This window comes from Streptomyces sp. (assembly GCF_031181705.1).
GTDB lineage: Bacteria > Actinomycetota > Actinomycetes > Streptomycetales > Streptomycetaceae > Streptomyces.
In genome coordinates, this window is record NZ_JAPSKN010000012.1 from 1 (window position 1) to 24,886 (window position 24,886).

General features: G+C 72.4%; 21 protein-coding genes. 11 read left to right on the forward strand and 10 right to left on the reverse strand.

The window, feature by feature from the left end; all coding sequences use genetic code 11:
* Positions 1-23 precede the first annotated feature (23 nt).
* The 7 genes from RIN80_RS04510 to RIN80_RS04540 all read right to left on the reverse strand — a co-directional run bounded on the left by RIN80_RS04510 (position 24) and on the right by RIN80_RS04540 (position 7,494).
* Positions 24-1,043, reverse strand: a complete 1,020-nt coding sequence (locus RIN80_RS04510) for an ABC transporter permease (RefSeq protein WP_309094160.1) — start codon at positions 1,041-1,043, stop codon at positions 24-26.
* On the reverse strand, positions 1,040-2,557 hold the full coding sequence (locus RIN80_RS04515; RefSeq protein WP_309094161.1) for a sugar ABC transporter ATP-binding protein: 1,518 nt from the start codon (positions 2,555-2,557) through the stop codon (positions 1,040-1,042). Before RIN80_RS04515 ends, RIN80_RS04510 begins: the two co-directional genes overlap by 4 nt.
* 86 nt (positions 2,558-2,643) lie before the next feature.
* Positions 2,644-3,825, reverse strand: coding sequence for an ROK family transcriptional regulator (locus tag RIN80_RS04520; protein ID WP_309094162.1), 1,182 nt, complete (start codon positions 3,823-3,825; stop codon positions 2,644-2,646).
* Positions 3,826-4,101: 276 nt separating this feature from the next.
* A complete protein-coding gene (locus RIN80_RS04525) occupies positions 4,102-4,779 on the reverse strand; it encodes a GntR family transcriptional regulator (protein ID WP_309094163.1) in 678 nt (225 codons plus the stop codon).
* Between the two features lie 183 nt (positions 4,780-4,962).
* Positions 4,963-5,901, reverse strand: coding sequence for a beta-ketoacyl-ACP synthase III (locus RIN80_RS04530; RefSeq protein WP_309094164.1), 939 nt, complete (start codon positions 5,899-5,901; stop codon positions 4,963-4,965).
* 149 nt (positions 5,902-6,050) lie between these two features.
* Positions 6,051-6,191 (reverse strand): hypothetical protein, encoded by a 141-nt coding sequence (locus RIN80_RS04535; RefSeq protein WP_309094165.1) that lies wholly within the window; start codon positions 6,189-6,191, stop codon positions 6,051-6,053.
* The gene (locus RIN80_RS04540) at positions 6,160-7,494 is read right to left on the reverse strand and encodes an OFA family MFS transporter (protein WP_309094166.1); all 1,335 of its coding nucleotides are present in this window, start codon (positions 7,492-7,494) and stop codon (positions 6,160-6,162) included. The genes RIN80_RS04535 and RIN80_RS04540 overlap by 32 nt, the downstream gene beginning before the upstream one ends.
* A gap of 196 nt (positions 7,495-7,690) precedes the next feature.
* On the opposite strand from RIN80_RS04540, the gene RIN80_RS04545 reads away from it, so the two are divergent.
* The 5 genes from RIN80_RS04545 to fdhD are packed head-to-tail and all read left to right on the forward strand — an operon-like array spanning position 7,691 to position 14,180.
* Positions 7,691-8,662: a 2-dehydropantoate 2-reductase gene (locus RIN80_RS04545; RefSeq protein ID WP_309094167.1), complete on the forward strand. Its 972-nt coding sequence runs from the start codon at positions 7,691-7,693 to the stop codon at positions 8,660-8,662.
* Positions 8,663-8,681: 19 nt separating this feature from the next.
* On the forward strand, positions 8,682-10,601 hold the full coding sequence (locus RIN80_RS04550) for a molybdopterin-dependent oxidoreductase (RefSeq protein ID WP_309094168.1): 1,920 nt from the start codon (positions 8,682-8,684) through the stop codon (positions 10,599-10,601).
* Positions 10,602-10,607: 6 nt separating this feature from the next.
* Positions 10,608-12,431, forward strand: coding sequence for an NADH-ubiquinone oxidoreductase-F iron-sulfur binding region domain-containing protein (locus tag RIN80_RS04555; protein WP_309094169.1), 1,824 nt, complete (start codon positions 10,608-10,610; stop codon positions 12,429-12,431).
* Positions 12,428-13,288: a 2Fe-2S iron-sulfur cluster-binding protein gene (locus RIN80_RS04560; RefSeq protein WP_309094170.1), complete on the forward strand. Its 861-nt coding sequence runs from the start codon at positions 12,428-12,430 to the stop codon at positions 13,286-13,288. Before RIN80_RS04555 ends, RIN80_RS04560 begins: the two co-directional genes overlap by 4 nt.
* Before the next feature lie 7 nt (positions 13,289-13,295).
* The gene (fdhD, locus tag RIN80_RS04565; RefSeq protein ID WP_309094171.1) at positions 13,296-14,180 is read left to right on the forward strand and encodes a formate dehydrogenase accessory sulfurtransferase FdhD; all 885 of its coding nucleotides are present in this window, start codon (positions 13,296-13,298) and stop codon (positions 14,178-14,180) included.
* 97 nt (positions 14,181-14,277) lie between these two features.
* On the opposite strand, the gene RIN80_RS04570 is transcribed toward fdhD, so the two are convergent.
* Positions 14,278-14,715, reverse strand: a complete 438-nt coding sequence (locus RIN80_RS04570) for a MarR family winged helix-turn-helix transcriptional regulator (protein WP_309094172.1) — start codon at positions 14,713-14,715, stop codon at positions 14,278-14,280.
* A gap of 123 nt (positions 14,716-14,838) precedes the next feature.
* Between RIN80_RS04570 and RIN80_RS04575 the strand changes: the two genes are divergently transcribed.
* The 3 genes from RIN80_RS04575 to RIN80_RS04585 all read left to right on the forward strand — a co-directional run bounded on the left by RIN80_RS04575 (position 14,839) and on the right by RIN80_RS04585 (position 19,020).
* Positions 14,839-15,756 carry a zinc-binding dehydrogenase gene (locus RIN80_RS04575; RefSeq protein WP_309094173.1) on the forward strand — a complete coding sequence of 306 codons (918 nt, stop codon included), beginning with the start codon at positions 14,839-14,841 and terminating at the stop codon, positions 15,754-15,756.
* 141 nt (positions 15,757-15,897) lie between these two features.
* Positions 15,898-17,769 carry an exo-alpha-sialidase gene (locus tag RIN80_RS04580; protein WP_309094174.1) on the forward strand — a complete coding sequence of 624 codons (1,872 nt, stop codon included), beginning with the start codon at positions 15,898-15,900 and terminating at the stop codon, positions 17,767-17,769.
* 9 nt (positions 17,770-17,778) lie between these two features.
* Entirely contained in the window at positions 17,779-19,020 is a 1,242-nt protein-coding gene (locus tag RIN80_RS04585) for a DUF4185 domain-containing protein (RefSeq protein ID WP_309094175.1), read from the forward strand.
* On the opposite strand, the gene RIN80_RS04590 is transcribed toward RIN80_RS04585, so the two are convergent.
* Positions 18,956-19,972, reverse strand: a complete 1,017-nt coding sequence (locus RIN80_RS04590; RefSeq protein WP_309094218.1) for a bile acid:sodium symporter family protein — start codon at positions 19,970-19,972, stop codon at positions 18,956-18,958. The two genes, RIN80_RS04585 and RIN80_RS04590, sit on opposite strands and share 65 nt — an antisense overlap.
* A 172-nt stretch (positions 19,973-20,144) precedes the next feature.
* Between RIN80_RS04590 and RIN80_RS04595 the strand changes: the two genes are divergently transcribed.
* The 3 genes from RIN80_RS04595 (at position 20,145) to RIN80_RS04605 (ending at position 24,101) form a co-directional block, all read left to right on the forward strand.
* The gene (locus RIN80_RS04595) at positions 20,145-21,023 is read left to right on the forward strand and encodes a LysR substrate-binding domain-containing protein (RefSeq protein ID WP_309094176.1); all 879 of its coding nucleotides are present in this window, start codon (positions 20,145-20,147) and stop codon (positions 21,021-21,023) included.
* 301 nt (positions 21,024-21,324) lie between these two features.
* Positions 21,325-23,151 carry an AMP-dependent synthetase/ligase gene (locus RIN80_RS04600; RefSeq protein WP_309094177.1) on the forward strand — a complete coding sequence of 609 codons (1,827 nt, stop codon included), beginning with the start codon at positions 21,325-21,327 and terminating at the stop codon, positions 23,149-23,151.
* A 158-nt stretch (positions 23,152-23,309) separates the two neighbouring features.
* Entirely contained in the window at positions 23,310-24,101 is a 792-nt protein-coding gene (locus RIN80_RS04605) for an aldo/keto reductase (RefSeq protein WP_309094219.1), read from the forward strand.
* Between the two features lie 76 nt (positions 24,102-24,177).
* Here RIN80_RS04605 and RIN80_RS04610 read toward each other — a convergent pair whose 3' ends face one another.
* Entirely contained in the window at positions 24,178-24,879 is a 702-nt protein-coding gene (locus RIN80_RS04610; RefSeq protein WP_309094178.1) for an SDR family oxidoreductase, read from the reverse strand.
* Between the last annotated feature and the right edge of the window lie 7 nt (positions 24,880-24,886).

The window sequence follows — 24,886 nt, forward strand, 5'->3', positions numbered from 1 at the left end:
TGGCATGGCGGTGAACCCTTTCCTCAGGTCGTGCTCGCGGTACGGCGCTGGACCAGCACGGCGGCGACGATGATCGCGCCCTTGGCGATCTGCTGGACGTCGCTCTGCAGGTTGTTCAGGGCGAAGATGTTGGTGATCGTGGTGAAGATCAGGACGCCGAGGACGGAGCCGGTGATGGTGCCGCGGCCGCCGGTGAGGAGGGTGCCGCCGATGATGGCGGCGGCGATGGCGTCGAGTTCGTAGAGGTTGCCGTTGGTGTTCTGACCGGAGCCGGACAGGACGATGAGCAGGAAGGCGGCGATGCCGCAGCACAGCCCGGACAGCAGGTAGAGGTAGAGCCGCTGGCGGCGGACGTCGATGCCGGCCAGCCGGGCGGCCTCCGGGTTGCCGCCGACGGCGACCGTGCGGCGGCCGAAGGTGGTGCGGTTGAGCACCAGCCAGCCGATGACCGTGACGACGGCGAACACCATGACCAGCGGCGGGATGCCGAGGACGTAGGCGTCGCGCTCTCCGAGGTCCAGGACCGAGGGCACGGTGACGATCTGCGTCTTGCCGTCGGTGATCTGCAGGGAGAGGCCGCGGGCGGAGGCCAGCATGGCGAGGGTGGCGATGAACGGCACCATCGCGCCGTAGGCGATGAGCACCCCGTTGACCAGCCCGCAGCCGACTCCGACGACGACCGCCGTGAAGAGGATGCCGGCGAAGCCGTACTCCTGGGTGGCGACGGTGGTGGCCCACACGGAGGCGAGGGCGACGATCGCGCCGACCGACAGGTCGATGCCGCCGGAGACGATGACGAAGGTCATGCCGACGGTGACGACGCCGATGACGGACGCCTGGGTGAGGACGAGTTGCAGGTTGCGGGTGTCGAGGAACTCGTCGGGTTTGGTGATGCCGCCGATGAGGACCAGCACGGCGAGGACGCCGAGCAGGGACAGGGTGCGGACGTCGGCACGGGCCATCAGGCCGCGCCAGGCGGGGGGCTGGGCCTGGGGCACCTTGGCGGCGGTGCTGTCCCGGGGCGGGGAGACGGGCTGCGTCATGACGCCGGGCTTCCTTCCATGACCAGGTCGAGTACGCGGTGTTCGTCGAGCTCACGCGCGGGCGCCGTGTGGACGACCCGGCCCTCGCGCAGCACCAGGACGCGGTCGGCGAGGCCGAGCACCTCGGGCACCTCGCTGGAGACCAGCAGCACGGCGAGGCCCTCGTCGGCGAGGCGGCGGATGACCGCGTAGAGCTCGGCGCGGGCGCCGACGTCGACGCCGCGGGTGGGTTCGTCGAGCAGCAGCACCTTGCACCCGCGCAGCAGCCAGCGGGCCAGGACGGCCTTCTGCTGGTTGCCGCCGGACAGGGTGCGCACGGGCACCGACGGGTTGTCGGGCCTGAGCGACAGCTCGCGGGTGGCGGCCCGGGCGGCACCGAGTTCGGCGCCGCGGTCGATCCAGCCGCCGCGCGAGAAGCGGGACATGGAGGAGACCGACACGTTGCGGGTGACGGACTCCAGCATCAGCAGGGCCTGCGCCTTGCGTTCCTCGGGGGCGAGCCCGAGCCCGGCCCGGACGGCGGCCCGGACGCTGCCCGGCTTCAAGGGCCTGCCGTCGACCAGCACCTGACCGGTCGTCGGTTTGCGGGCGCCGTAGACGGTCTCCAGGATCTCGGAGCGGCCCGAGCCGACGAGTCCGGCGAGGCCGACGATCTCACCCGGCCGCACCTCCAGGTCGAGTGTCTCGAACTCCCCCTGGCGGGACAGGTTCCGCACCTTCAGCACGGGCTCCGCGGACGGCGGGGCGACGGGCCGGTCCGGGAAGACGTACTCGACGTTGCGGCCGGTCATCAGGGCGACGACGTCGCGGGTCGGGGTGGACTTCGCGGGGAGCCCGTTCGCCACGGCCCGGCCGTCCTTCAGGACGGTGACCCGGTCGCCGATGCGGCGGATCTCCTCCAGGCGGTGGGAGATGTAGACGACGGCGACCCCGGCGGCGGTCAGGTCGCCGACGATGCGGAAGAGGTTGTCGACCTCGTCCGGGTCGAGGGCGGCGGACGGCTCGTCCATCACGATGAGCCGCACGTCGTGGGAGAGCGCCCGGGCCATGGACACGATCTGCTGTTGCGCGGCCGAGAGCTCCCCGACCAGGCGGCCCGGGTCGATCTCCGCGTGGCCGAGCCGCTTGAGCAGGGCGGCGGTCGACGCCTTGGCCGTCCTGCCCCGCACGACGAAGCCGGCGGTGGTCGGCTCGTGTCCGAGGTGGACGTTCTCGGCGACCGACAGGTGCTCCACCAGGTCGAGTTCCTGGTAGATCGTCGCGATGCCGAGGCGCATGGCCGCGATCGGCGAGCGGAGGGTGACGTCCTCGCCGCGCCAGCGGATGGTGCCGGTGTCGGGCTGGTGGGCGCCGGCCAGGACCTTGATGAGGGTCGACTTGCCGGCGCCGTTCTGGCCGAGCAGGCAGTGCACCTCGCCGGCCACGACGTCGAGGTCGACGCCGTCGAGGGCCCGGACTCCGGGGAACGACTTGGTGATGCCGGACATGCTGAGCAGCGGTGGTTCTGGTGCCATGAGGTCCCCTTGGCGGGCGTGCGGGCCGGTTCAGGGCAGGGCAGGGCTCGGTACCGTAAGCGTGGTGCCGACGTGCTGACGTGCGCTTAGGCGGGAGAGAACAGGTGGTCGCTGATGAGCCGGGCCGCGCCGATGACGCCGGCGGCGGGTCCCAGTTCGCCCAGGACGATGGGCAGGTTGCCGGTCGCGAGCGGCAGCGACTGGCGGTAGACCTGGGTGCGGATCGCGGCGAGCAGGGTGTGGCCGAGTCCGGTCACCCCGCCGCCGATCACCACCAGGCCCGGGTTGAAGAAGCTGACCAGGCCGGCGATGACCTGGCCGGTGCGGTTGCCGCCCTCACGGATCAGTTCCAGGGCCGTGGCGTCCCCGGCGGCGGCCGCGGCGGCGACGTCGACGGCGGTCAGTTCGCCGCTCGTCTCCAGCCGTGACGCCAGTTCGGCCGAGAGCCCCTGCTGGGCGGCCTCCAGGGCGTCGCGGGCCAGGGCCGCCCCGCTGAAGTGGGCCTCCAGGCAGCCCCGGTTGCCGCAGGCGCAGGGGCGGCCGTCGGGGACGGCCTGGATGTGCCCGATGTCACCGGCGCTGCCCGTCGTACCGCGGTAGACCTCACCGCCGACGACGATGCCGCAGCCGATGCCGGTGCCGATCTTGACGCAGAGGAAGTCGGCGACGGTGCGGGCGACGCCCGCGTGCTGCTCCCCCATCGCCATCAGGTTCACGTCGTTGTCGACCATGACCGGGCAGCCGAGTTCCTGGCTGAGCGCCTCCCGCACGGGGAAGCCGTCCCAGCCGGGCATGATCGGCGGTGCGACCGGGACGCCCTCGGGGAAGCGGACCGGGCCCGGGACGCCGATGCCGGCGCCGTCGAACCCCTCCGCGAGCCCGGAGGCCCTCAGCTTCGCGGCCATGGCCAGGACCTGCTCGAAGACCGCGACCGGGCCCTCGCGCACGTCCATGGGGTGGTTGATGTGCCCGAGGGTCTCCAGCTCGGCGTTGGTGACGGCGACGTCGACCGAGGTCGCGCCGATGTCGACGCCGAGGAACCGGAGTTCGGGGTTGAGCCGGATGTTGTGGGAGCGGCGGCCACCGCGCGAGGCGGCGAGTCCGTCGGCCACGACCAGCCCCGTCTCCAGCAGCCGGTCCACCTCCACGGCGAGCTTGGACCGTGAGAGGTCGACCTGGTCGCCCAGCTGGGCGCGGGAGTTGGGGCCGCCGTCGCGCAGGAGCTTGAGCAGTCGGGCCTGGTGGGCGTTTCCGGGTCGTGCGGTCATACGTCTCACGAGCCCCTCCCCGCCCCTATCGGCCTGTGCGCGCCGGTTTTCCGCCACCTCGGTGGCGTGCTTTCGGAGGGAACGTAGCAGCGGCTGCCGGGAGTGGGAAGAAGTCGCGCAGGAATTGGCCCTCACTTTTTCCACTCAGAGGACAAAGATGGGGGCGGAAGTCTCCCCTCCCGGGCGTGCCGGGAGCGGCCGGGGCAGCGAAAAGGGCAGGCCGACGGGGGCCCGGGTGGTGCGGGCCAGGGGGATGCGCCGCCGGTCGGCCGGAGCCTACGAACGCGCTCGCTCGTGGTACGACCGCCGCGTGTGCTCGGTGTGTTCGCGCATCAGCCGGGTCGCCCGCTGCTCGTCGCGGGCGGTGACCGCGGCGATGAGTTCGCGGTGCTCGATCCAGGACTGGTGGCCGCGCTGACGGGCCACCGGGGTGTAGTACCAGCGCACGCGCCGGTCGACCTGGGCGGCGAGTTCGGCGAGGACCGTGTTGCCGGCCAGCTCCATGATCTTGGCGTGGAAGCGCGCGTTCATGGCGACGGCCCCGTCCACGTCGTCGGCCTCCACGGCCTTCTCGCCCTCCGCGCACAGCGCTTCCAGGGCGGCGATGCCCGCGCTGTCGGCGTTGGCCGCGGCGAGGCGGGCCGCCTCGGCCTCCAGGAGCGTGCGGACCGTCAGGAGCTGGTCGGCCTCCTCCTCCGTCGGCTCGTGCACGAACGCGCCCTGGGCGGGCCGCAGATCGACCCAGCCCTCGGTGTTGAGCCGCTGCAGCGCCTCGCGCACCGGCTGCCGGGACACGCCCAGATGCCCGGCGAGCTCGCTCTCGACCAGGTGCTGGCCGGGCTGCAGGGCGCGGGTGGTGATGAGTTCGAGGAGTGCCTCGTAGACGCGGTCGCGCAGCGGACCCGGGCGTTCCAGCTTGGGTACCGCCCCTTGGGGCAGGCCTGTCGACAGCATCGCGGTCCCCCTCCTCGGCAGGGCCGTGCACAGCGCGGCCGACGCCGGTGTCGCCGCAGAGTCAGTATCGATTGTCTTTCGTCTACAGTCTACGGCGCACAGGCGCCAGGGTTCCGGGGAGTTGGCCGCGTCACATCGGCCGCGTCACATCGGCCCCGTCACGCCCCGCGTGGCCGGTGGGAGTCAGGGGCAGCGCACGACCTGACCCGCGTACGACAGGTTCCCGCCGAAGCCGAACAGCAGGACCGGGTCGCCCGTGGTGATCTCGCCCCGTTCGACCAGCTTGGAGAAGGCCAGCGGGATGCTCGCGGCCGAGGTGTTGCCGGACTCGGTGACATCGCGGGCGACGACGGCGTTGACGGCGCCGATCTTCTCGGCGAGGGGTTCGATGATGCGCAGGTTCGCCTGGTGCAGCACGACCCCGGCGAGGTCCGCGGGCTGAAGTCCGGCCCGCTCGCACGCCCGGCGCGCGATGGGCGGCAGCTGTGTGGTCGCCCAGCGGTAGACGCTCTGCCCTTCCTGCGCGAAGCGCGGCGGGGTGCCCTCGATCCGTACGGCGTTGCCCATCTCGGGCACCGAGCCCCACAGCACGGGACCGATCGCCGGCTCGTCCGCGGCCTCCACCACCGCCGCCCCGGCCCCGTCCCCGACGAGCACGCACGTGGTGCGGTCGCTCCAGTCGGTCACCTCGGACATCTTGTCGGCCCCGATGACCAGCGCCCGGCTGGAACCCCCGGCCCGCACGGCGTGGTCGGCGGTGGCCAGGGCGTGGGTGAAGCCGGCGCACACCACGTTGAGGTCCATGGTGGCGGCCTGCGGGATGCCGAGCCGGGCGGCGACCCGGGCGGCCATGTTGGGCGAGCGGTCGACGGCGGTGGAGGTGGCGACCAGCACCAGGTCGATGTCGTCCGGGGTCAGCCCGGCGCCCGCGAGGGCCTTGGCGGCGGCGTGCGCGCCCAGTTCGTCGACCGGCTCGTCGGGGCCCGCGATGTGGCGGGTGCGGATGCCCACCCGGCTCCTGATCCACTCGTCAGTGGTGTCCACCAGGCCCGCCAGGTCCTCGTTGGTGAGCACCTTGGCGGGCTGGTAGTGGCCGACGGCGGCGATGCGCGAGCCGTTCATTGGGTGGGTCCCCCTCGTTTCCTTGGGCAGCGGATCCACCAGTGTGATCAGTGACTCGCGGGTACGACGGCAGCCGAGGCGACAGGAAACGGGCGCCCTGGTTGTCGGCTTCCGTCAGGAGCCCGGACGCCCGGGCACCTGCTCAACGGCTACCCGGTGAACAACTGCGTCGCCTTGCGGACCAGCTCGTACAGCCCGTAGACGAGCGGGCCCCCGACCCACACCCAGGCCAGGGCGATCAGCCACCGCCGGTCGGGGCTAGGCGGGCTCTGACTGCTGTCGCTCGGCATGAGCGGCCTCCCTCGGGGCGGGGACGTGGTGGCGGGGGGCGACGGGGCGGACGAGTTCGTTGGCGACGAAGCCGACGACGAGCAGGCCGATCATGATGACGAACGACAGGCCGTACAGGGACGCGCCGTGCCGGCCCGCCTGCTCCTGCCGGTCGGCGATCCAGTTGACGATGAGCGGCCCGAGCACCCCGGCCGTGGACCAGGCGGTGAGCAGCCGCCCGTGGATGGCCCCGACCTGGTAGGTGCCGAAGAGGTCCTTCAGGTACGCCGGGATCGTCGCGAAGCCGCCGCCGTAGAAGGAGAGGATGACGAGCGCGCACAGGACGAACAGGGGCTTGGAGGAGTCGCCGAACAGGGCGATCAGGGTGTACATGAGCGCGCCGGCGCCGAGGTAGACGCGGTAGATGTTCTTGCGGCCGATGAGGTCGGAGGTCGACGACCAGCCGATGCGCCCGGCCATGTTCGCCGCCGAGAGCAGCGCGACGAAGCCGGCGGCGGCCGTCACCGACACCGGCGTGGAGGTGTCCGCGAAGAAGTCCGTGATCATCGGCGCGGCCTTCTCCAGGATGCCGATGCCGGCGGTGACGTTCATGCAGAGCACGATCCACAGGAACCAGAACTGGGGGGTGCGGATGGCCTGGTTCGCCGACACCTGCGGGCCGGTGCGGGCTTGCCGCTCGGTTCCCGGTGCCTGCGGGGCATCGCGCGGGACCCTGACCAGAAGCACGCCCAGCAGCATGAAGACGGCGTACGACAGCCCGTGGACGAGGAAGGCCAGCGCGATGCCGGAACTGTCGGACCCGAAGGACTCCAGCATCTGGGCGCTCCACGGCGAGGCGATGAGCGCGCCGCCGCCGAAGCCCATGATGGCGATGCCGGTTGCCATGCCGGGCCGGTCCGGGAACCACTTGATGAGGGTGGAGACCGGGGAGATGTAGCCGATGCCGAGGCCGATGCCGCCGACGAAGCCGTAGCCGAGGACGATCAGCCAGTACTGCTCCAGGGAGGCGCCGAGCGCGGAGAGCAGGAAACCGGAGGAGAAGCAGACCAGGGCGACGGTCATCGCCCAGCGCGGGCCGTTGCGCTCCACGAGCGTTCCGCCGAAGGCCGCGGACAGGCCCAGCATGACGATGCCCAGCTGGAAGGGGAGCGCGCTCTGGGTGCCGCTGAGCCCGAGGGCGGACTCCAGGGGCGGCTTGAACACGCTCCAGGCGTAGGCCTGGCCGATGGAGAGGTGTACGGACAGAGCGGCGGGCGGGACGAGCCAGCGGCTCCAGCCCACGGGCGCGACGGGGGGACTCATGAACCCCGGACGGTAGGGATCCGCGGGGCGGTTGAGAAGGCGGCGCGTCGACCGTATGCGGTGAGCGGTATGCGGTCTGCGCCGAACGGTCGGTGCGCGGACCCTTGCCGCCCCAAGTTCCATACTGTAGACAATATTTCGTCGACAGAGTCTCGGCAGTTCCTCGGTACCCTCGACCGGACGGAGCTCCCTCGTCATGAAAGTCGCAGTTCTCGGCGCCGGTGCCATCGGCGCCTACGTCGGCGCCGCGCTCCACCGCGCGGGTGCCGACGTGCATCTCATCGCCCGTGGACCGCATCTGGCGGCCATGAGGCAGCACGGAGTCCGGGTGCGCAGCCCGCGCGGCGACTTCACCGCGCACCCGCACGCGACCGACGACCCGGCCGAAGTGGGCCCGGTCGACTACGTGTTCCTGGGCCTGAAGGCGAACGCGTACGCGGCGTGCGGGCCGCTGATCGCACCCTTGCTGCACGGCAGCACGGCCGTCGTGGCGGCCCAGAACGGCATCCCCTGGTGGTACTTCCACCGCCACGGCGGCCCTTTCGACGGCCACCGGATCGAGAGCGTGGACCCGGGCGGCGCGGTCAGTGCGGTGCTCGCGCCCGAACGGGCCGTCGGTTGCGTGGTCTACGCGGCGACCGAGCTCGAAGGCCCGGGCGTCGTACGGCACTTGGAAGGCACTCGGTTCTCCGTCGGCGAGCCCGACCGCAGCCGTTCGGCGCGCTGTCTGCGCTTGGGCGAGGCCATGCAGGCGGGCGGCCTGAAGTGCCCGGTCGAGCCGGACCTGCGCAACGACATCTGGCTCAAGCTGCTCGGCAACATCTCCTTCAACCCGATCAGCGCGCTCGCCCGCGCGACCATGCGGCAGATGTGCCTGCACGGCGGCACCCGCAGGGTCATCGAGATCATGATGACCGAGACCCTCGCCGTCGCCGAGGCCCTGGGCTGCGACGTCGGAGTGTCCATCGAGCGCCGGCTGGCGGGCGCCGCGCGCGTCGGCGACCACCGCACCTCCACGCTCCAGGACCTGGAGCGCGGCAAGCCGCTCGAACTCGACGTGCTGCTCGCGGCCGTCGTCGAGCTGGCGGAGATCACCGGCGTGGAGGTGCCCACCCTGCGCACCGTGCACGCCATCTCGGACCTGCTCGCGCTGAGGAGCGCCGCATGAGGAGTGTCAGGAGCTTCATATGAGGAAGCGGCAACCGAAGACCTACACCCGGCTGACGCACCCGCTGGTACGCGACTGTCGTGACGAGCCGTTCCGGCGGGCCACCTGGGAGGAGGCGCTGGACCGGGCGGCGAGGGGGCTGGAACGCAACCGCGGCGCCTTCGGCATGTTCTCCTGCGCCCGCGCCACCAACGAGATGAACTACGTGGCCCAGAAGTTCGCCCGGGTCGTCATGGGCACCAACAACGTCGACTCCTGCAACCGCACCTGCCACGCCCCGAGCGTGGCGGGCCTGTCGGCGGCGTTCGGCTCGGGCGGCGGCACGTCGTCGTACGAGGAGGTCGAGCACACCGACGTCATCGTGATGTGGGGCTCCAACGCCCGCTTCGCGCACCCGATCTTCTTCCAGCACGTGCTGAAGGGGATCCGGGGCGGGGCCCGGATGTACGCGGTCGATCCGCGCCGCACCTCCACCGCGGAGTGGGCCGAGAGCTGGCTGGGCCTCAACGTGGGCACGGACATCCCGATGGCGCACGCGATCGGCCGCGAGATCATCCACGCGGGGCTCGCCAACGAGGCGTTCGTCGAGCGGGCCACCACCGGCTTCGAGGAGTACAAGGCCCTGGTCGAGCCGTGGACGCTGTCGCTCGCCGAGAAGGTGACGGGCGTCCCGGCGGCGGCCGTCAGGGAACTGGCGCACGCCTACGCCCGGGCCGAGCGCGCCCAGTTGTGCTGGACGCTCGGCATCACCGAGCACCACAACGGCACCGACAACGTCCGCGCTTTGATCAACCTGTCCCTGCTCACCGGGCACGTCGGCCGCTACGGCTCGGGCCTGCAGCCGCTGCGCGGGCAGAACAACGTGCAGGGCGGCGGCGACATGGGCGCGATCCCCAACCGCCTGCCGGGCTTCCAGGACATCCTCGACCCGGACACCCGGCTGAAGTTCGAGTCGGCCTGGGACACCGTCATCCAGCCGCACTACGGCCTGAACCTCACGGAGATGTTCGAGGCGATGGAGGACGGCACCCTCAAGGCCGTCTACTGCATCGGTGAGAACCCGGCCCAGTCCGAGGCCGACAGCGAGCAGGCCGTGCGACGGCTGCAGGCGCTCGACTTCCTGGTCGTGCAGGACATCTTCCTGACGAAGACGGCCGAGCTGGCGGACGTCGTCCTGCCCGCCACGGCCGGCTGGGCGGAGACCGAGGGCACCACCACCAACAGCGAGCGGCGGGTCCAGCGCGTGCGCCGGGCCGTCACCCCGCCCGGCGAGGCCCGCGAGGACATCGACATCCTCTGCGACCTGGCCGCCCGCCTCGGCCACGACTGGAAGTACGCCGACGCCGAGACCGTGTGGAACGAGCTGCGGTCGGTCTCGCCCGACCACTACGGCATGACGTACGAGCGCCTGGCGGAGCACCAGGGCATCCAGTGGCCCTGCCCCAGCACCGACGGACTCGAACCGACGTACCTGCACGGCCGGTTGTGGGACCCCGACCCCGCCCGGCGCGGACGGCTCGCGCCGTTCGGGATCGTGCAGCACGACCCGCCCGTGGACCTCACCGACGAGCGCTACCCGATCCGGCTCACCACCGGGCGGCGGCTGGACTCGTACAACACCGGGGTGCAGAGCGGCGGTTACGCCTCGCCGCTGCGCCGCGGCGAGTACATCGAGCTGTCCCCGGAGGACGCGGAGCGCTACGGCGTCGTCGTCGGTGAGCGGGTGCAGGTGACCTCGCGGCGCGGGTCGGTGACCGCGCCCGTGTGGGTGGACCCCGCCCTGCGTCCCGGGCTCGCCTTCATGACCATGCACTTCCCGGACGAGGTGGACACCAACGCGCTGACGATCGAGGCGAACTGCCCGATCGCCGGGACGGCGGAGTTCAAGGCGTCGGCGATCCGGATCGAGAAGCTGCCCATCGCGACCATCGTGGGGTGACGCACCGTGGACCTGCACTTCGGCGACAGCAGACCGACGGACGAGGAACGGGCGGCCGTGGACGCCCTGCTCGGACCCCCGGAGTCCTCCTGGGAGGGCGCCGACCGTTCCGACGCGGACCTGCGGTGGGCCCGGGGCGGACGTGAGGCCCGGGACCGCCGCGACCTGCTGTTGCCGGGGCTGCACGCCATCAACGACCGGGTCGGCTGGATCAGCGACGGCGCCCTGGGCTACCTGTGCCGGCGGCTGACGGTGCCGCCGGCGGAGGCGTACGGGGTCGCCACCTTCTACGCCCTGTTCTCCGTCAGGCCGCGCCCGGCGACCGTGCTGCACGTGTGCACGGACCTGGCGTGCGCGGCGGCCGGGGCGCCTGAGCTGTGCGCGGGGACCGAGGAGCGGCTGGGCCCGGGCAGCGGGGTGAGCGTGCAGCGCAGCCCGTGCCTGGGGCTGTGCGAACGCGCCCCGGCGGCGCTCGCGGTCAAGGCCGGTGACCCGGTCCGTACGGCGGTGTCGGCGCCGGCGACCGTCGGGGACGCCGTGCTCGCCGCGAGCGCCCCCGACTCGGCGCCGGAGGAGCCCCCGGCCGAGTCGGCGGTGCCGCAGGCCGGGCAGGACGGTCTGATGCTGCTGCACCGGGTCGGCGTGGTCGACCCGGCTTCGCTCGACGACTACCGCGCCCACGGCGGCTACACCGCCCTGCGCCGGGCCTTCGAGCTCGGTCCGGCGGGGGTCATCCGCGAGGTGACCGACTCGGGCCTGGTCGGGCGCGGCGGCGCCGCCTTCCCCACCGGCCGCAAGTGGCAGGCCACCGCCTCCCAGCCGGACCACCCGCACTACCTCGTCTGCAACGCCGACGAGTCGGAGCCGGGCACCTTCAAGGACCGGGTGCTGATGGAGGGCGACCCGTACGCGCTGGTGGAGGCGATGACGATCGCCGGGTACGCCACCGGCGCCCACCGGGGCCACCTGTACCTGCGCGGCGAGTACCCGCGCGCCCTGCACCGCCTGGAGCACGCGATCGCGCAGGCGCGTGCGCGGGGACTGCTCGGCGACGACGTCCTCGGGCAGGGGTACGCCTTCGACATCGAGATCCGGCGCGGCGCGGGCGCCTACATCTGCGGTGAGGAGACGGCCCTGTTCAACTCCATCGAGGGCTACCGGGGCGAACCCCGCTCGAAGCCCCCGTTCCCGGTGGAGAAGGGCCTGTTCGGCAAGCCGACGGTGGAGAACAACGTCGAGACGCTGGTCAACGTCCTGCCGATCCTGACCCTGGGCGCCCCGGCGTACGCGGCGATCGGCACCGGGCGGTCCACCGGGCCCAAGCTGTTCTGCGTGTCCGGGACCGTGGAGCGGCCCGGTGTCTACGAGCTGCCGTTCGGCGCCACCCTGGGCGAGCTGCTCACGCTGGCCGGGGTGCGGGACGGGCTGCGGGCGGTGCTGCTCGGCGGGGCGGCGGGCGGCTTCGTCCGGGCCGACGAGCTGGACATCCCGCTCACCTTCGAGGGCACCCGCGAGGCCGGCACGACCCTGGGCTCGGGGGTCGTGATGGCCTTCGACGGCAGCGTGCCCCTGCCCCGGCTGCTGCTGCGCATCGCCGAGTTCTTCCGCGACGAGTCGTGCGGGCAGTGCGTGCCCTGCCGGGTCGGGACCGTGCGGCAGGAGGAGGCGCTGCACCGGATCGCGGAGCGCACGGGCGCCGCCGCCGCGGGCGACATCGCCCTGCTCAGGGAGGTCGGCCGCGCCATGCGGGACGCCTCCATCTGCGGTCTGGGGCAGACCGCGTGGAACGCCGTGGAATCCGCCATCGACCGTCTGGGGGCGTACGAATGACCGTCACACCGCTGGGGATCCCGCGCCGGCTGCTGGAGTTCACCCTCGACGGCGAGCCCGTCCGGGTCCCCGAGGGCTCGACGATCCTCGACGCCTGCCGGGCCGCGGGCAAGGACGTGCCCACCCTGTGCGAGGGCGACACGCTGCGGCCGAAGAACGCCTGCCGGGTCTGTGTCGTGGAGGTCGAGGGGGCGCGCACCCTGGCCCCGGCCTGTTCCCGCAGGGCCGAGCCGGGCATGGAGGTGCGCACCGACACCGAGCGGGCCCGGCACAGCCGGAGGATCGTCCTGGAGCTGCTGGCGTCCTCCGTCGACCTGTCGACCACGCCCCGGGTCGCCGAGTGGCTCAAGGAGTACGAGGCGAAACCGGACCGCTTCGGCCCGGACGCGGCCCGGCTGGACGAGGAGCCGAGGGTCGACAACGACCTCTACGTGCGCGACTACGACAAGTGCATCCTCTGCTACAAGTGCGTCGACGCCTGCGGCGACCAGTGGCAGAACACCTTCGCGATCTCGGTCGCCGGGCGGGGCTTCGACGCCCGGATCGCCGTGGAGCACGACGCCCCGCTGACCGACTCGGCGTGCGTGTACTGCGGCAACTGCATCGAGGTGTGCCCCACGGGCGCGCTGTCCTTCAAGTCCGAGTTCGACATGCGCGCGGCGGGTACCTGGGACGAGTCGAGACAGACGGAGACGACCACGGTGTGCGCGTACTGCGGAGTGGGCTGCAACCTGACGCTGCACGTGCAGGACAATGAGATCGTCAAGGTCACCTCGCCGCACGACAGCCCGGTGACCCACGGCAATCTCTGCATCAAGGGCCGCTTCGGCTACCAGCACGTACAGAACCGGGACTGATCAGGACATGGGACGAGTCACGGAACGACGCAAGGTGCTCCGCATCCGGGACGGGGCGGTCTCCAGCCGTCCGGACACGCTCGTCGCCGAGGAACCGCTGGAGATCCGGCTGAACGGCAAGCCCCTGGCGATCACCATGCGCACCCCCGGCGACGACTTCGCGCTGGCGGCGGGCTTCCTCGTCAGCGAGGGTGTACTGGCCGGGCAGGCGGACCTGCGGAACATCGTCTACTGCGCCGGGGCGACGGCTGGGGGCACCTCCCGCTCGAGCGGAGCCGAGAGCGGGGGAGGCTCGAACACCTACAACGTCGTGGACGTGCGGACCGCCCCGGACGTGGTGATCCCGGACATCACGCTGGAACGCAACGTCTACACGACGTCCTCCTGCGGCCTGTGCGGCAAGGCGTCACTGGACGCGGTGCGCACCACGGCCCGCTGGCCCATCGCCGACACCCCGCCGGTCCGGGTCACCCCCGAGCTGCTGGCGAGCCTGCCCGACCGGCTGCGCGCGGCCCAGCGGGTCTTCGACCGCACCGGCGGCCTGCACGCGGCGGCCCTGTTCTCCGAGGAGGGCGAGCTGCTGGACGTCCGGGAGGACGTGGGCCGGCACAACGCGGTGGACAAGCTGGTCGGCCGCGCCCTGCAGAACGGGGAGCTGCCGCTGTCGCGGGCGATCCTGCTCGTCTCCGGCCGGGCCTCCTTCGAGCTGGCGCAGAAGGCCGTGATGGCGGGCATCCCGGTGCTGGCGGCGGTGTCCGCACCGTCCTCGCTGGCGGTGGACCTGGCCGCCGAGACGGGCCTGACGCTGGTGGGCTTCCTGCGGGGCAGCTCCATGAACGTGTACGCGGGTGAGGACCGGATCGCTGTGCGGGCCGCGGCCGCCCAGGGCTGAGCAGGTTCGCCCCGCTGCACGGCGGCGGGGCCCCGACCGGCGGGGAGCGCCCCCTGCGCCGCAGGGGCCCCGTCTCGGTCTCCACCCGCGCGGGCGGTCAGTCGCCCGTGCCGGATATCCGTCGCAGCATCCCGGTGAACTGCTCCCGCTCCGCCGCCGACAGCGGGGCGAGCAGCTCGTCGTTGGCGGCCCGGGCCGCCTTCTCGCAGCGTTTGAGCAACCGGGCTCCCCGCGCGGTGAGGGACACCGCGTTCTTGCGGCGGTCCCGCGGGTCGGGTTCGCGCACCGCGAGGCCGGCCGCCTGGAGGTCGTCGAGGACGCCGACCAGGTCCTTGGGGTCGAGACGGACCGCGCGGCCGAGGTCGGCCTGGGCGACGGGGGCGAGGTCCCGGACGGCCGACAGCACCACGTGGTGCCACATCCGCATGTCCTGTTCGGCCAGGGCCGCGGCCACCAGGGCCCGGCCCCGGGCGGCGGCGCGGCCGAGCAGCCAGCTGGGCAGGGAGCGGATCGCGGGGAGGGGAGCTTCCGACATGGGCGCAGCCTAGCCAAGAAATCGTTGGTTCCTCCTATGATCCTCCTATACCGTTGGGCATCCCAACGAATCCGTTGGGATGCCCAACGATCCGCGGGGACGACCCGTGACCCCGGAGGTGCGATGCGCCGCGTCCGCTACGAATCCCGAGGCGGCCCCCTGTTCGTCGAGGAGGCCCCGGTCCCCGAGCCGGGCCCCGGAGAGCTGCTCGTACGCGCGGAGGCGATCGGCGTGACGCTCCCGGTCGTCCGGAAGGTCACCGAGGCGGCCGAACCGGTCCCGCTCGGCGGCGAGGTCGCCGGAGAGGTCACGGCCGTCGGCGAGGGCGTCAGCCGCTTCTCCACCGGCGACCGGGTGACCGGGCTGTGCTTCGGGCACGGCTACGCCGACTTCGCGCTCCTGCACGAGGCGATGGCCTCCCCCGTCCCGCGCGACGCCGGGGCCGTCACCGCGGTCGCCCTGGTCCGCAGCGGTCTCGTGGCGCTCGGCGCCCTGGAGGCGGCGCGCCCCGAGCCGGGCGAGGCGGCCCTGGTCACGGCGGCGGCCGGCGGCGTCGGCCACCTGGCCGTGCAACTGGCCGGGACGCGCGGCGCGGGGCGGATCGTGGGCGCCGTATCCGACCCCGCCAAGGCCGGCTTCGTACGGGGCCTCGGCGCGGACCACGTCATCACCTACGGCGACGACAGCTGGGGCACGCCCGTCGACTACGTCCTGGACGCCGTCGGCGGCGAGGTGCTCACCCCGGCCCTCGCCGCGCTCGCCCCGGAGGGACGGCTGGTGGCGTACAGCTCGGGCGGCGGCACCATCCGGGCGTACGACCTGCTCGTGGGCGCCAAGTCGGTCATCGGCTTCCAGACGGCCCGGGTCGCCCGCGGCAGGCCGGAGCTGTACGAGCAGTGGCGCGAGGAGCTGTGGCGGCTGTTCGCGGCCGGTGAGCTCCGGCCGGCCGTGCACGGGGAGTTCGCCCTGGAGGACGCGGCCAAGGCGCACGGGGAGATCGAGGCGCGGTCCAACCTCGGCAAGGTCGTCCTGATCCCCTGACGCACGGTTCTTGTGGGGGGTCGGAGAAGCCAAGTACCGTCTGTGGCCCCTGCATGGGACGTGGGATGTCCGGATGACCGAATGTCTGTTCCCGCGCCCCGGTGGTTCCAGCCGACAGACGCATGAAGGGCAGGTCGCACCATGCCGTCAAGTCTTCGCACCCGTCTGAGATCCACCCTGACCGCCGCTCTGGCCGCCGCGGCGCTGCTCGCGCCCACCGCACCGGCCGAGGCCGGACCGGCGACGGCGTCACCGGAGTTCGAGCAGCAGGTCCTCTTCAAGGCCTCCCAGGACCCCGGTTACGCCTGCTTCCGGATCCCGGCCATCGTGCGCACCACCAGCGGCACCCTGCTCGCCTTCGCCGAGGGCCGCGTCCTCAACTGCGGGGACGCCGCCGACATCGACATCGTCCTCAAGCGCTCCACCGACGGCGGCCGCACCTGGGGCCCGCTCCAGGTGGTCAACGAGGGCGCCGGCGACACGCACGGCAACCCGGCGCCCCTGGTGGACCGCCGCACCGGCCGCATCCTGCTGGCCGAGACGTACAACACCGGCCGCACGGACGCCGGGAACTGCCGGATCCCCTGCGACCGCACCCCGCACCTGCAGTACAGCGACGACGACGGCCGGACCTGGTCACGGCCGCGCGACCTGAGCGACGAGATCCTTCCCGGCGACTGGAATTCCTGGTACGCCACGGGCCCGGTGCACGGCATCCAGCTGACCCGCGGCGAGCACGCCGGGCGGCTGGTGTTCGGCGTCAACACCGAGACGTGGAACGGCAGTCGCGTCTCGGCGAACCACGCCGCACTCGTCGTCAGCGACGACGGCGGCGACCACTGGCGGATCGGTGCCACCGACACCTGGCCCATAGAGGAGGACGGCACCTTCCGGCAGAAGCCGTCCGAGGTGACGCTCACCGAGCGCGCCGACGGCGCCCTCCTCGTCAGCGGCCGGGAGCAGGACGGCACCGACCTCGGCCACCGCGCCCAGACCTTCAGCACGGACGGCGGCGACAGCTTCGCCACGCCCTTCCGCGCCCTGCCGGACCTCTACACCCCGCAGGTGCAGGGCGCGACGCTGCGCCTCGGCGGCCGCATGCTGCTGTCGGCCCCGGCCGACCCCGACCGCCGCCGCACCATGATGGTCCGCTCCTCCTACGACGGCGGCCGCACCTGGGAGAGCGTGGACCGGGGCACGGTCGTCACCACGGACTGGTCCGGCTACTCCGACATGGCGGAGATCGACGGCTCGGCCGTAGGCCTGCTGTACGAGGGCGGCGCGGCCGACGCCCGGGACGAGATCCGCTTCGCCCGCTTCACCGAGGACTGGCTGAAGCCCCGCCGGGGCGCCGACCCGACCACCCGGGACGCGGCGGCGGGCGCCAGACCGGCGGCCGTCCTCGGCGGTGCCGGGCGGACGGCCGGGGTGCGGGGCAGTGCGATGTCCTTCGACGGCACCGACGATGCCGTACGCCTGCCATACCGCTCCCAACTGCCTCTCGGTGACGGGGACTTCACGGCGTCCCTGTTCTTCCGCTACACCGCCACGGCCGGCGAGCAGCCGTTCCTGTGGATGGGCGGCATCGGCGGCACCCAGCCGCAGGTCTGGCTGCGCGGCGAGCCGGCGAGCGACCGGGTCCGGGCGCTGATCACCACCCGCTCGGGCGCGGCGACCGTCCGCACGGCCTCGGTGTGGAGCACCGGCGCCCGCAACGACGGCCGCTGGCACCATCTGGCGCTGCGCCGCGGCGGCGGGCGGCTGACGCTCTTCCTGGACGGCGAGGCCCTCAGCACCGCGGACGTGGCGGGCTCGGTCAGCCGCAACTCCCCCTTCGGCGTGCACATCGGCCAGCGCATGGACAGCAGGGCACACCTCACCGGGGCGGTCGACGACGTCCGCGTGTGGAACCGGGCCCTGTCCGACCGGGAGCTGGCCGCCGGCGCCTCGGGCGCGGCCGCGCGGGGCACGGTGCTGTGGCTCCCCATGGACCAGGTGAGCGGCAGCAACTAACGTCACGGCGTGCCCGACGACGCATACGCAGCACGAGCACGACAGCGCACGGGAACCGGGATCGGCCTGCTGCTGGTCCTGGTTCTCGGGGCCGCGCTGCTCATCGCCCTGCCGGACGACGAGGACGCGCAGCCCGACGGCGTTCCCTGCCGGGCGCGCACGGTCCGCTCCTGGCAGGCCGACGAGCACCTCACCGGCGAGTTCACCCGCTACGGCGACGACTCCTCGCGCACCGACGACTGGACCGGCGGGGACGGCACCCACTCGGTGCGGCTGCCGGACGGCCGCGTGCTGTGGCTGTTCTCGGACACCTACCTGGGGCGGGTGCACGGCCCGCCCAACCCGCACGGCGAGTCCTACGCCTGGCGGGACACCACCGCGCCGCTGGTGCGCAACTCGGCGGTGCTGATGCGGGAGGGCCGGCTCGCATCCACGCTGCCCGCCCCGCTCTTCGCCGACCCGGCGCCGAACCAGTGGCGCTGGCCGGTCGCGGCCCGCGTCGAGCCCCGCTCCCCCGGTTCCGCCGAGAAGGTCGTCCGGGTGCTGCTGTGGGTCCGCACGGCCGGCCCCTCCCCGTGGATCTACGGCGTGCCCACCGCGACCGAGGTCGCCACCCTCTCCCTGCCCCACCTGCGTCTGGAGTCGGTCGTCAAGGTCCTCGACCAGCAGCTGGTTCCCGACCCGTCCCGGCGCGTGCTGTTCGGCACCACGCTGGTGGCGGAGGACGGCTGGACGTACGTCTTCGGCGGCGACGACGGCCGGGCCGCCTCCCGCCCGGCCTCGCACGCCTACGCGGCCCGGGTGCCGGAGGGCTTACTCGCCGACCCGGCCGCCTGGCAGTACTGGAACGGCTCGGACTGGACGGCCGGCGCCCGCCTCCGGCCGGTGCTCGGGGACGGGCGGCGCCGGGGGGTGGGCAGCGCCTTCTCGGTGGTCCGCGACGACGGCACGTACATGCTGTTCACGATGGCCACCGGCACCAGGGGCCTGACCACCGTGGCCGCGTACTGGGCGTGCTCCCCGCAGGGGCCGTGGCACGGGCCGGTGGAGGAGTTCAGCCCGTCCCTGCCGCCGGGCCAGGTCGCCGCCTACAACCCCCAGACGCACCCGGTGCTGAGCGGCGAGGGACGGCTCGTGCTGAGCTACGACGTCAACTGGCTGGAGATCACCGGCGCCGCCGAGCGGCTCAGTCGGAACGTGTCCCTGTACCGACCCCGGTTCGTGACCCTGCGGCTGGCTCCGGCGCGCTGACCTCAATCGCGCCGGGGTCGTGCGAGCGGCGCTTGGCGATCACCGCGCCGACCATGAGCTGCATCTGATGGAAGAGCATCAGCGGCAGCACGGCCAGCGAGGCGTGCGCGCCGAACAGGACGCTCGCCATGGGCAGTCCGGCCGCCAGGGACTTCTTCGAGCCGGCGAACTGCAGGGTGATGCGGTCCTCCCGGCCGAAGCCCAGCGCCTTACCGCCGTACCAGGTCAGCAGCAGCATCACGGCGAGGATGACGGCCTCGACGACCAGCAGGGCGCCCAGCCTGAGCGGACTGACCCGGTGCCAGACGCCCTGGACCATGCCCTGGCTGAACGCCGTGTAGACGACGAGCAGGATCGAGCCGCGGTCCACCAGGCCGAGGACCTTCTTGTGGCGGGTGACGAAGCCGCCGATCCAGCGGCGCAGCAGCTGCCCGGCGAGGAACGGCACGAGCAGTTGCAGCACGATCCGCAGCAGCGAGTCCGCGGAGAAGCCGCCGCCGCTGCCGCCCAGCAGGGAAGCGGCGAGCAGCGGGGTGGCCAGGATGCCGACGAGGGAGGAGAAGGAGCCCGCGCAGATCGCGGCGGGCACGTTGCCGCGGGCCATCGAGGTGAAGGCGATCGAGGACTGCACGGTCGACGGGACGAGCGTGAGGAAGAGCAGCCCCTGGTAGAGGGGGTGCGTCAGGATCACCGGCACCAGTGCGCGGGCCGCCAGGCCCAGCAGCGGGAAGACGACGAAGGTGCAGGCCAGGACGGTGGCGTGGAGCCGCCAGTGGCGCAGTCCGTCCAGCGCCTCGCGGGTGGACAGCCGGGCCCCGTACAGGAAGAACAACAGGGCGATCGCCGCCGTGGAGGCGCCGGAGGCCACCTCGGCACTCGTCCCCCGCGCCGGGAGCAGCGCGGCGAGGCCCACCGTCGCCAGCAGGAGGAGGATGTACGGGTCGATCGGCATCCGGCGCGGCCGGCGCAGGCGTTTCACGAGGCTCCACTCACTCGGTACGGACGGGACGGGCGGACCCCGGCAGGGCCGGAGCGTCCCCCTTCCATCGTGCTCCCGCGCATGGCGATCGGGAATCCCGTACGCCGCTCTGACTGTCATCACGGTGCGCGATAAGCTCGGCCGCGTGTACGACCCCTCCCATCTGCGGACGTTCCTGTCGGTGGCGCAGACCCTGAGCTTCACGCAGGCCGCGCGGCGGCTCGGGCTGCGGCAGTCGACGGTGAGCCAGCACGTGCGGCGGCTGGAGGACGCGGCCGGGCGGAGGCTGTTCACCCGGGACACCCACTCGGTGGAGCTGACCGAGGACGGCGAGGCCATGCTCGGTTTCGCGCGCCGGATCCTGGAGGTGCACGAGCAGGCGGCGGCGTTCTTCACGGGCACCCGGCTGCGCGGCCGGCTGCGCTTCGGCGCCTCGGAGGACTTCGTGCTGACCCGGCTGCCGGAGATCCTGGAGGGCTTCCGGCACGAGCACCCGGAGGTCGACCTGGAGCTGACGGTGGAGCTGTCGGGGACGCTGCACGAGCAGTTGGCCGCCGGGAAGCTCGACCTCGTCCTCGCCAAGCGGCGGCCCGAGGACCCGCGCGGTGAGCTGGTGCGGCACGACCGGCTGGTGTGGATCGGCGCGGAGCGCCTGCGGCTGGACCCGGAGCGCCCGGTGCCGCTGATCGTCTACCCGCCGCCGGGCATCACCCGCGCGCTCGCCCTGGAGGCGCTGGAGCGGCAGGGCCGCGCCTGGCGGGTGGTGTGCACCAGCGGCAGCCTCAACGGCCTCGTCGCGGCGGCCCGTGCGGGGCTCGGCGTGATGGCCCACTCCCGCGGCCTGATCCCGCCGGGGCTGGTCCGGGTCCCGGACCGGGCGGGGCTGCCGGAGCTGGGGCAGGTCGACTTCGTCGTGGTGCACGGCCGCCGCCGGCCCTCCGCGCAGGGCGCGGCCGACGCCCTGGCGGCGGCGCTCCTGTCCGGCGGGGACCGGCTGCACCGCACCGCGCGCAAGGGCCTGTGACGAGCCGGAGTGACACAATCCGCCGGCGCCGCGCTGACTGAACAGACGCCGCGGCGGTGCCCGGGCACCCTGCCGCCGGAGTCGTACAGATTCGGTGGAGATTACGGGACCGAAACTTACTCAACCGTCAGGAATCTGTCCGACCCTTCCCCATGTGAGCGTATTTTCCCTCGCTGACCAGCGCGGACGAGAGCGCTGCTCACCTTCGGCCCCCCTCCCGCACCTTGGTTGCTTGGGGTAGCTTTCACGGCGCTGTGCGGAGCGTCACTCATCACAAGCGCTGAGGAGCGGGGAGCGGGGTTTGCGCGAGTTTTCCAACCCTCCGTTGGCGTTGGCACCCCCGGTGGGCGGTCTGGCCGACGTGGTGTTCCAGCATGCCCAGCAGGACCCGCTGCACATCGCGCTCGGCCGCAAGGACGAGTCCGGGCAGTGGCGGGACGTCACCAGCGCCGCCTTCCGCGACGAGGTCCTCGCCCTGGCCAAGGGGCTGCTGGCGAGCGGCATCCGGTTCGGCGACCGGGTCGCGATCATGTCCCGCACCCGCTACGAGTGGACGCTGTTCGACTACGCGCTGTGGACGATCGGCGCACAGGTGGTGCCGGTCTACCCGACCTCCTCGGCCGAGCAGTGCTTCTGGATGCTCTACGACGCCGAGGTGACGGCCGCGGTCGTGGAGCACGAGGACCACGCGATGACGATCGCCACCGTGATCGACCGGCTGCCGCAGCTGCGCCGCCTGTGGCAGCTGGACTCGGGCGCCGTGGACGAGCTGTACGACGCGGGCGCGCACCTCGACGACGAGGTGGTGCACCGCCACCGGCAGGCCGTCACGCCCGACTCGGTCGCCACGATCATCTACACCTCGGGCACCACCGGCCGCCCCAAGGGCTGTGTCATCTCGCACGGCAACTTCATGTACGAGGCGGACACGGTCATCGAGCGCTGGGAGCCGGTCTTCCACTCCAGGAAGGGCGACGAGGCGGCGACCCTGCTGTTCCTGCCCCTCGCCCACGTCTTCGGGCGGATGGTCCAGGTCGCGGGGATCCGGGGCAGGGTGAAGTTCGGTCATCAGCCGCAGCTCAACGCGGCGGCCCTGCTGCCGGACCTGGCCGCGTTCAGGCCGACCTTCTTCCTCGCGGTGCCGTACATCTTCGAGAAGGTGTTCAACGCGGCCCGCCGCAAGGCCGAGAAGGAGGGGCGCTCCGGCCCGTTCGAGAAGGCCGTGGACGTCGCCATCAAGTACGCCGACGCCGTGGAGGCCAGGGCCTGGGGCACCGGGCCCGGACCCTCGGCGGGCCTGCGCATGCAGCACCAGCTGTTCGACAAGCTCGTCTACTCCAAGATCCGCGCCGCGATGGGCGGCCGCATCAGGCACGCCATGTCCGGCGGCTCGGCGATGGACCGCCGGCTCGGGCTGTTCTTCGCCGGAGCCGGCGTGCACATCTACGAGGGCTACGGCCTGACCGAGTCCACCGCCGCCGCCACCGCCAACCCGCCCGGGCGCACCCGGTTCGGCACGGTCGGGCAGCCCATCCCCGGCATGACCGTGCACATCGCGGACGACGGCGAGATCTGGCTGCGCGGCCACAACGTCTTCCAGGGGTACCTCAACAACCCCAAGGCCACCGACGAGGCCCTGCACGACGGCTGGCTCGCCACCGGCGACCTCGGCTCGCTCGACGAGGACGGCTACCTCACCATCACCGGCCGCAAGAAGGAGATCCTGGTCACCTCCGGCGGAAAGAGCGTCTCACCCGGTGTGCTGGAGGAACGCGTCCGGGACCACCCGCTGGTCAACCAGTGCATCGTGGTCGGCAACGACCGCCCGTACATCGCCGCCCTGGTGACGTTGGACCAGGAGGCCGTGGAGCACTGGCTGGCCATGCGGAACAAGCCGCGGATGTCCCCGGCGGAACTGGTGCGCGACGCGGACCTGGAGACGGAGGTGCGGCGCGCGGTGGTCGCGGCCAACACGCTGGTCTCGCAGGCCGAGTCGATCCGCACCTTCCGCATCCTGGCCCAGCCGTTCACCGAGGAGCACGGGCTGCTGACCCCGTCGCTGAAGCTCAAGCGCAAGGCGATCGAGAAGGCGTACGAGAACGAGGTCGAGGCGCTGTACCGGGCGTGACGTCCGCTCCGGCGGGGCATGCGTCGGTTGTGAATTCTCCCGTCAGGAATGCATCACGGCTCGTGATCGTTGACGATGGGAGCACCACTGACCACGAACCGAAGGATCGAGAGCTCGTGAGCAAGGTCCCCCCGATCATCCTGAACAACGGCGTCGAGATGCCCCAGCTGGGCTTCGGCGTCTGGCAGGTGCCGGACGACGAGGCCGAGGCGGCCGTCACGACGGCGCTGGAGGCCGGGTACCGCAGCATCGACACAGCGGCGATCTACGGCAACGAGGAGGGCACCGGCAAGGCCGTCGCCGCCTCCGGTCTCCCCCGCGAGGAGCTCTTCGTCACCACGAAGCTCTGGAACGCCGACCAGGGGTACGACTCCACGCTGCGCGCCTTCGACACGTCGCTTCAAAAGCTCGGCCTGGACTACGTCGACCTGTACCTGATCCACTGGCCGACGCCGGAGCGGGGTCTGTACGTCGACACCTACAAGGCGTTCGAGAAGCTGCACGCCGACGGCCGGATCCGGGCCATCGGAGTCTCCAACTTCCTGCCCGAGCACCTGGAGAAGCTGATCGGCGAGACCTCGGTCGTCCCCGCGGTGAACCAGATCGAGCTGCACCCGCACCTGCAGCAGCACGACGCCCGTGAGTACCACGCGGAGCAGGGCATCGCCACGGAGGCCTGGTCGCCGCTCGGCCAGGGCAAGGGCCTGCTGGAGGTCCCGGCGATCGTGGCCATCGCCCGCAAGCACGGCCGCACGCCCGCGCAGGTCGTACTGCGCTGGCACCTCCAGCTGGGCAACGTGGTGATCCCGAAGTCCGTGACGCCCTCGCGGATCAGGGAGAACATCGAGGTCTTCGACTTCAGCCTGGACGACGAGGACCTGGCGGCCATCAGCGCCCTGAACGAGGACCGGCGCCTGGGCCCCGACCCGGCCGAGTTCAACGGCTCCTGAACCGCGTCACCGGCGCCCCGGTCCCCAAGCCCTGGCGGCCGCGGACCGGGGCCGCCGCCGTTTCCGGGCCTGCCCGCTAGACCGGCTGCCCCACCGGCCGTACGACCACCGTGTTGACGTCGACGCCGGCGGGCTGGCGCATCGCCCAGACCACCGAGTCCGCGATCTGGCCGGCGGTGAGGAGGTGACCGGGCGGGAGGCTGCCGTAGGTGTCCCAGAAGGGCGTCTCGGTACGGCCGGGCGCGATCAGGGTCACGCCCACGCCCCATTCGGTCACCTGCCGCCGGGTGTTCTCGGCGAGCCCGGTCACGGCCCACTTCGTCGCGCCGTAGATGTTGCCCGGCGTGTACACGAACCCGGCGACGCTGCCGACGAGCACGATCCGCCCGCGCGTCTCCTTCAGGGCGTCGATGGATGCCCTGATCAGCAGGGCCGGGCCGAGGACGTTGGTCAGCACCATGTCGGTCCAGCCGGCCGGGTCGCCCTCGGCGACCGAGTCGTGGGTGGCGAAGCCGGCGTTGGCGACGACCGTGTCCAGCCGGCCGAACTCCTCCAGGGTGGTCTCCACCGCGGACCGCACGTCGTCGTACACGGCGGTGTCCCCGGCGATCGTCAGCAGTTCCTCGGGCCGCCCGAGCTCCTCGGCGAAGGCCCGCAGCCGTTCCTCTCCGCGCCCGGTGACGGCGACCCGGTACCCGGCGTCCAGCAACCGCCGTGCGACGGCGGCGCCGATACCGCTGCCGCCGCCGGTGATGAGCGCGACCTGAGACTCGGACATGGTGTTC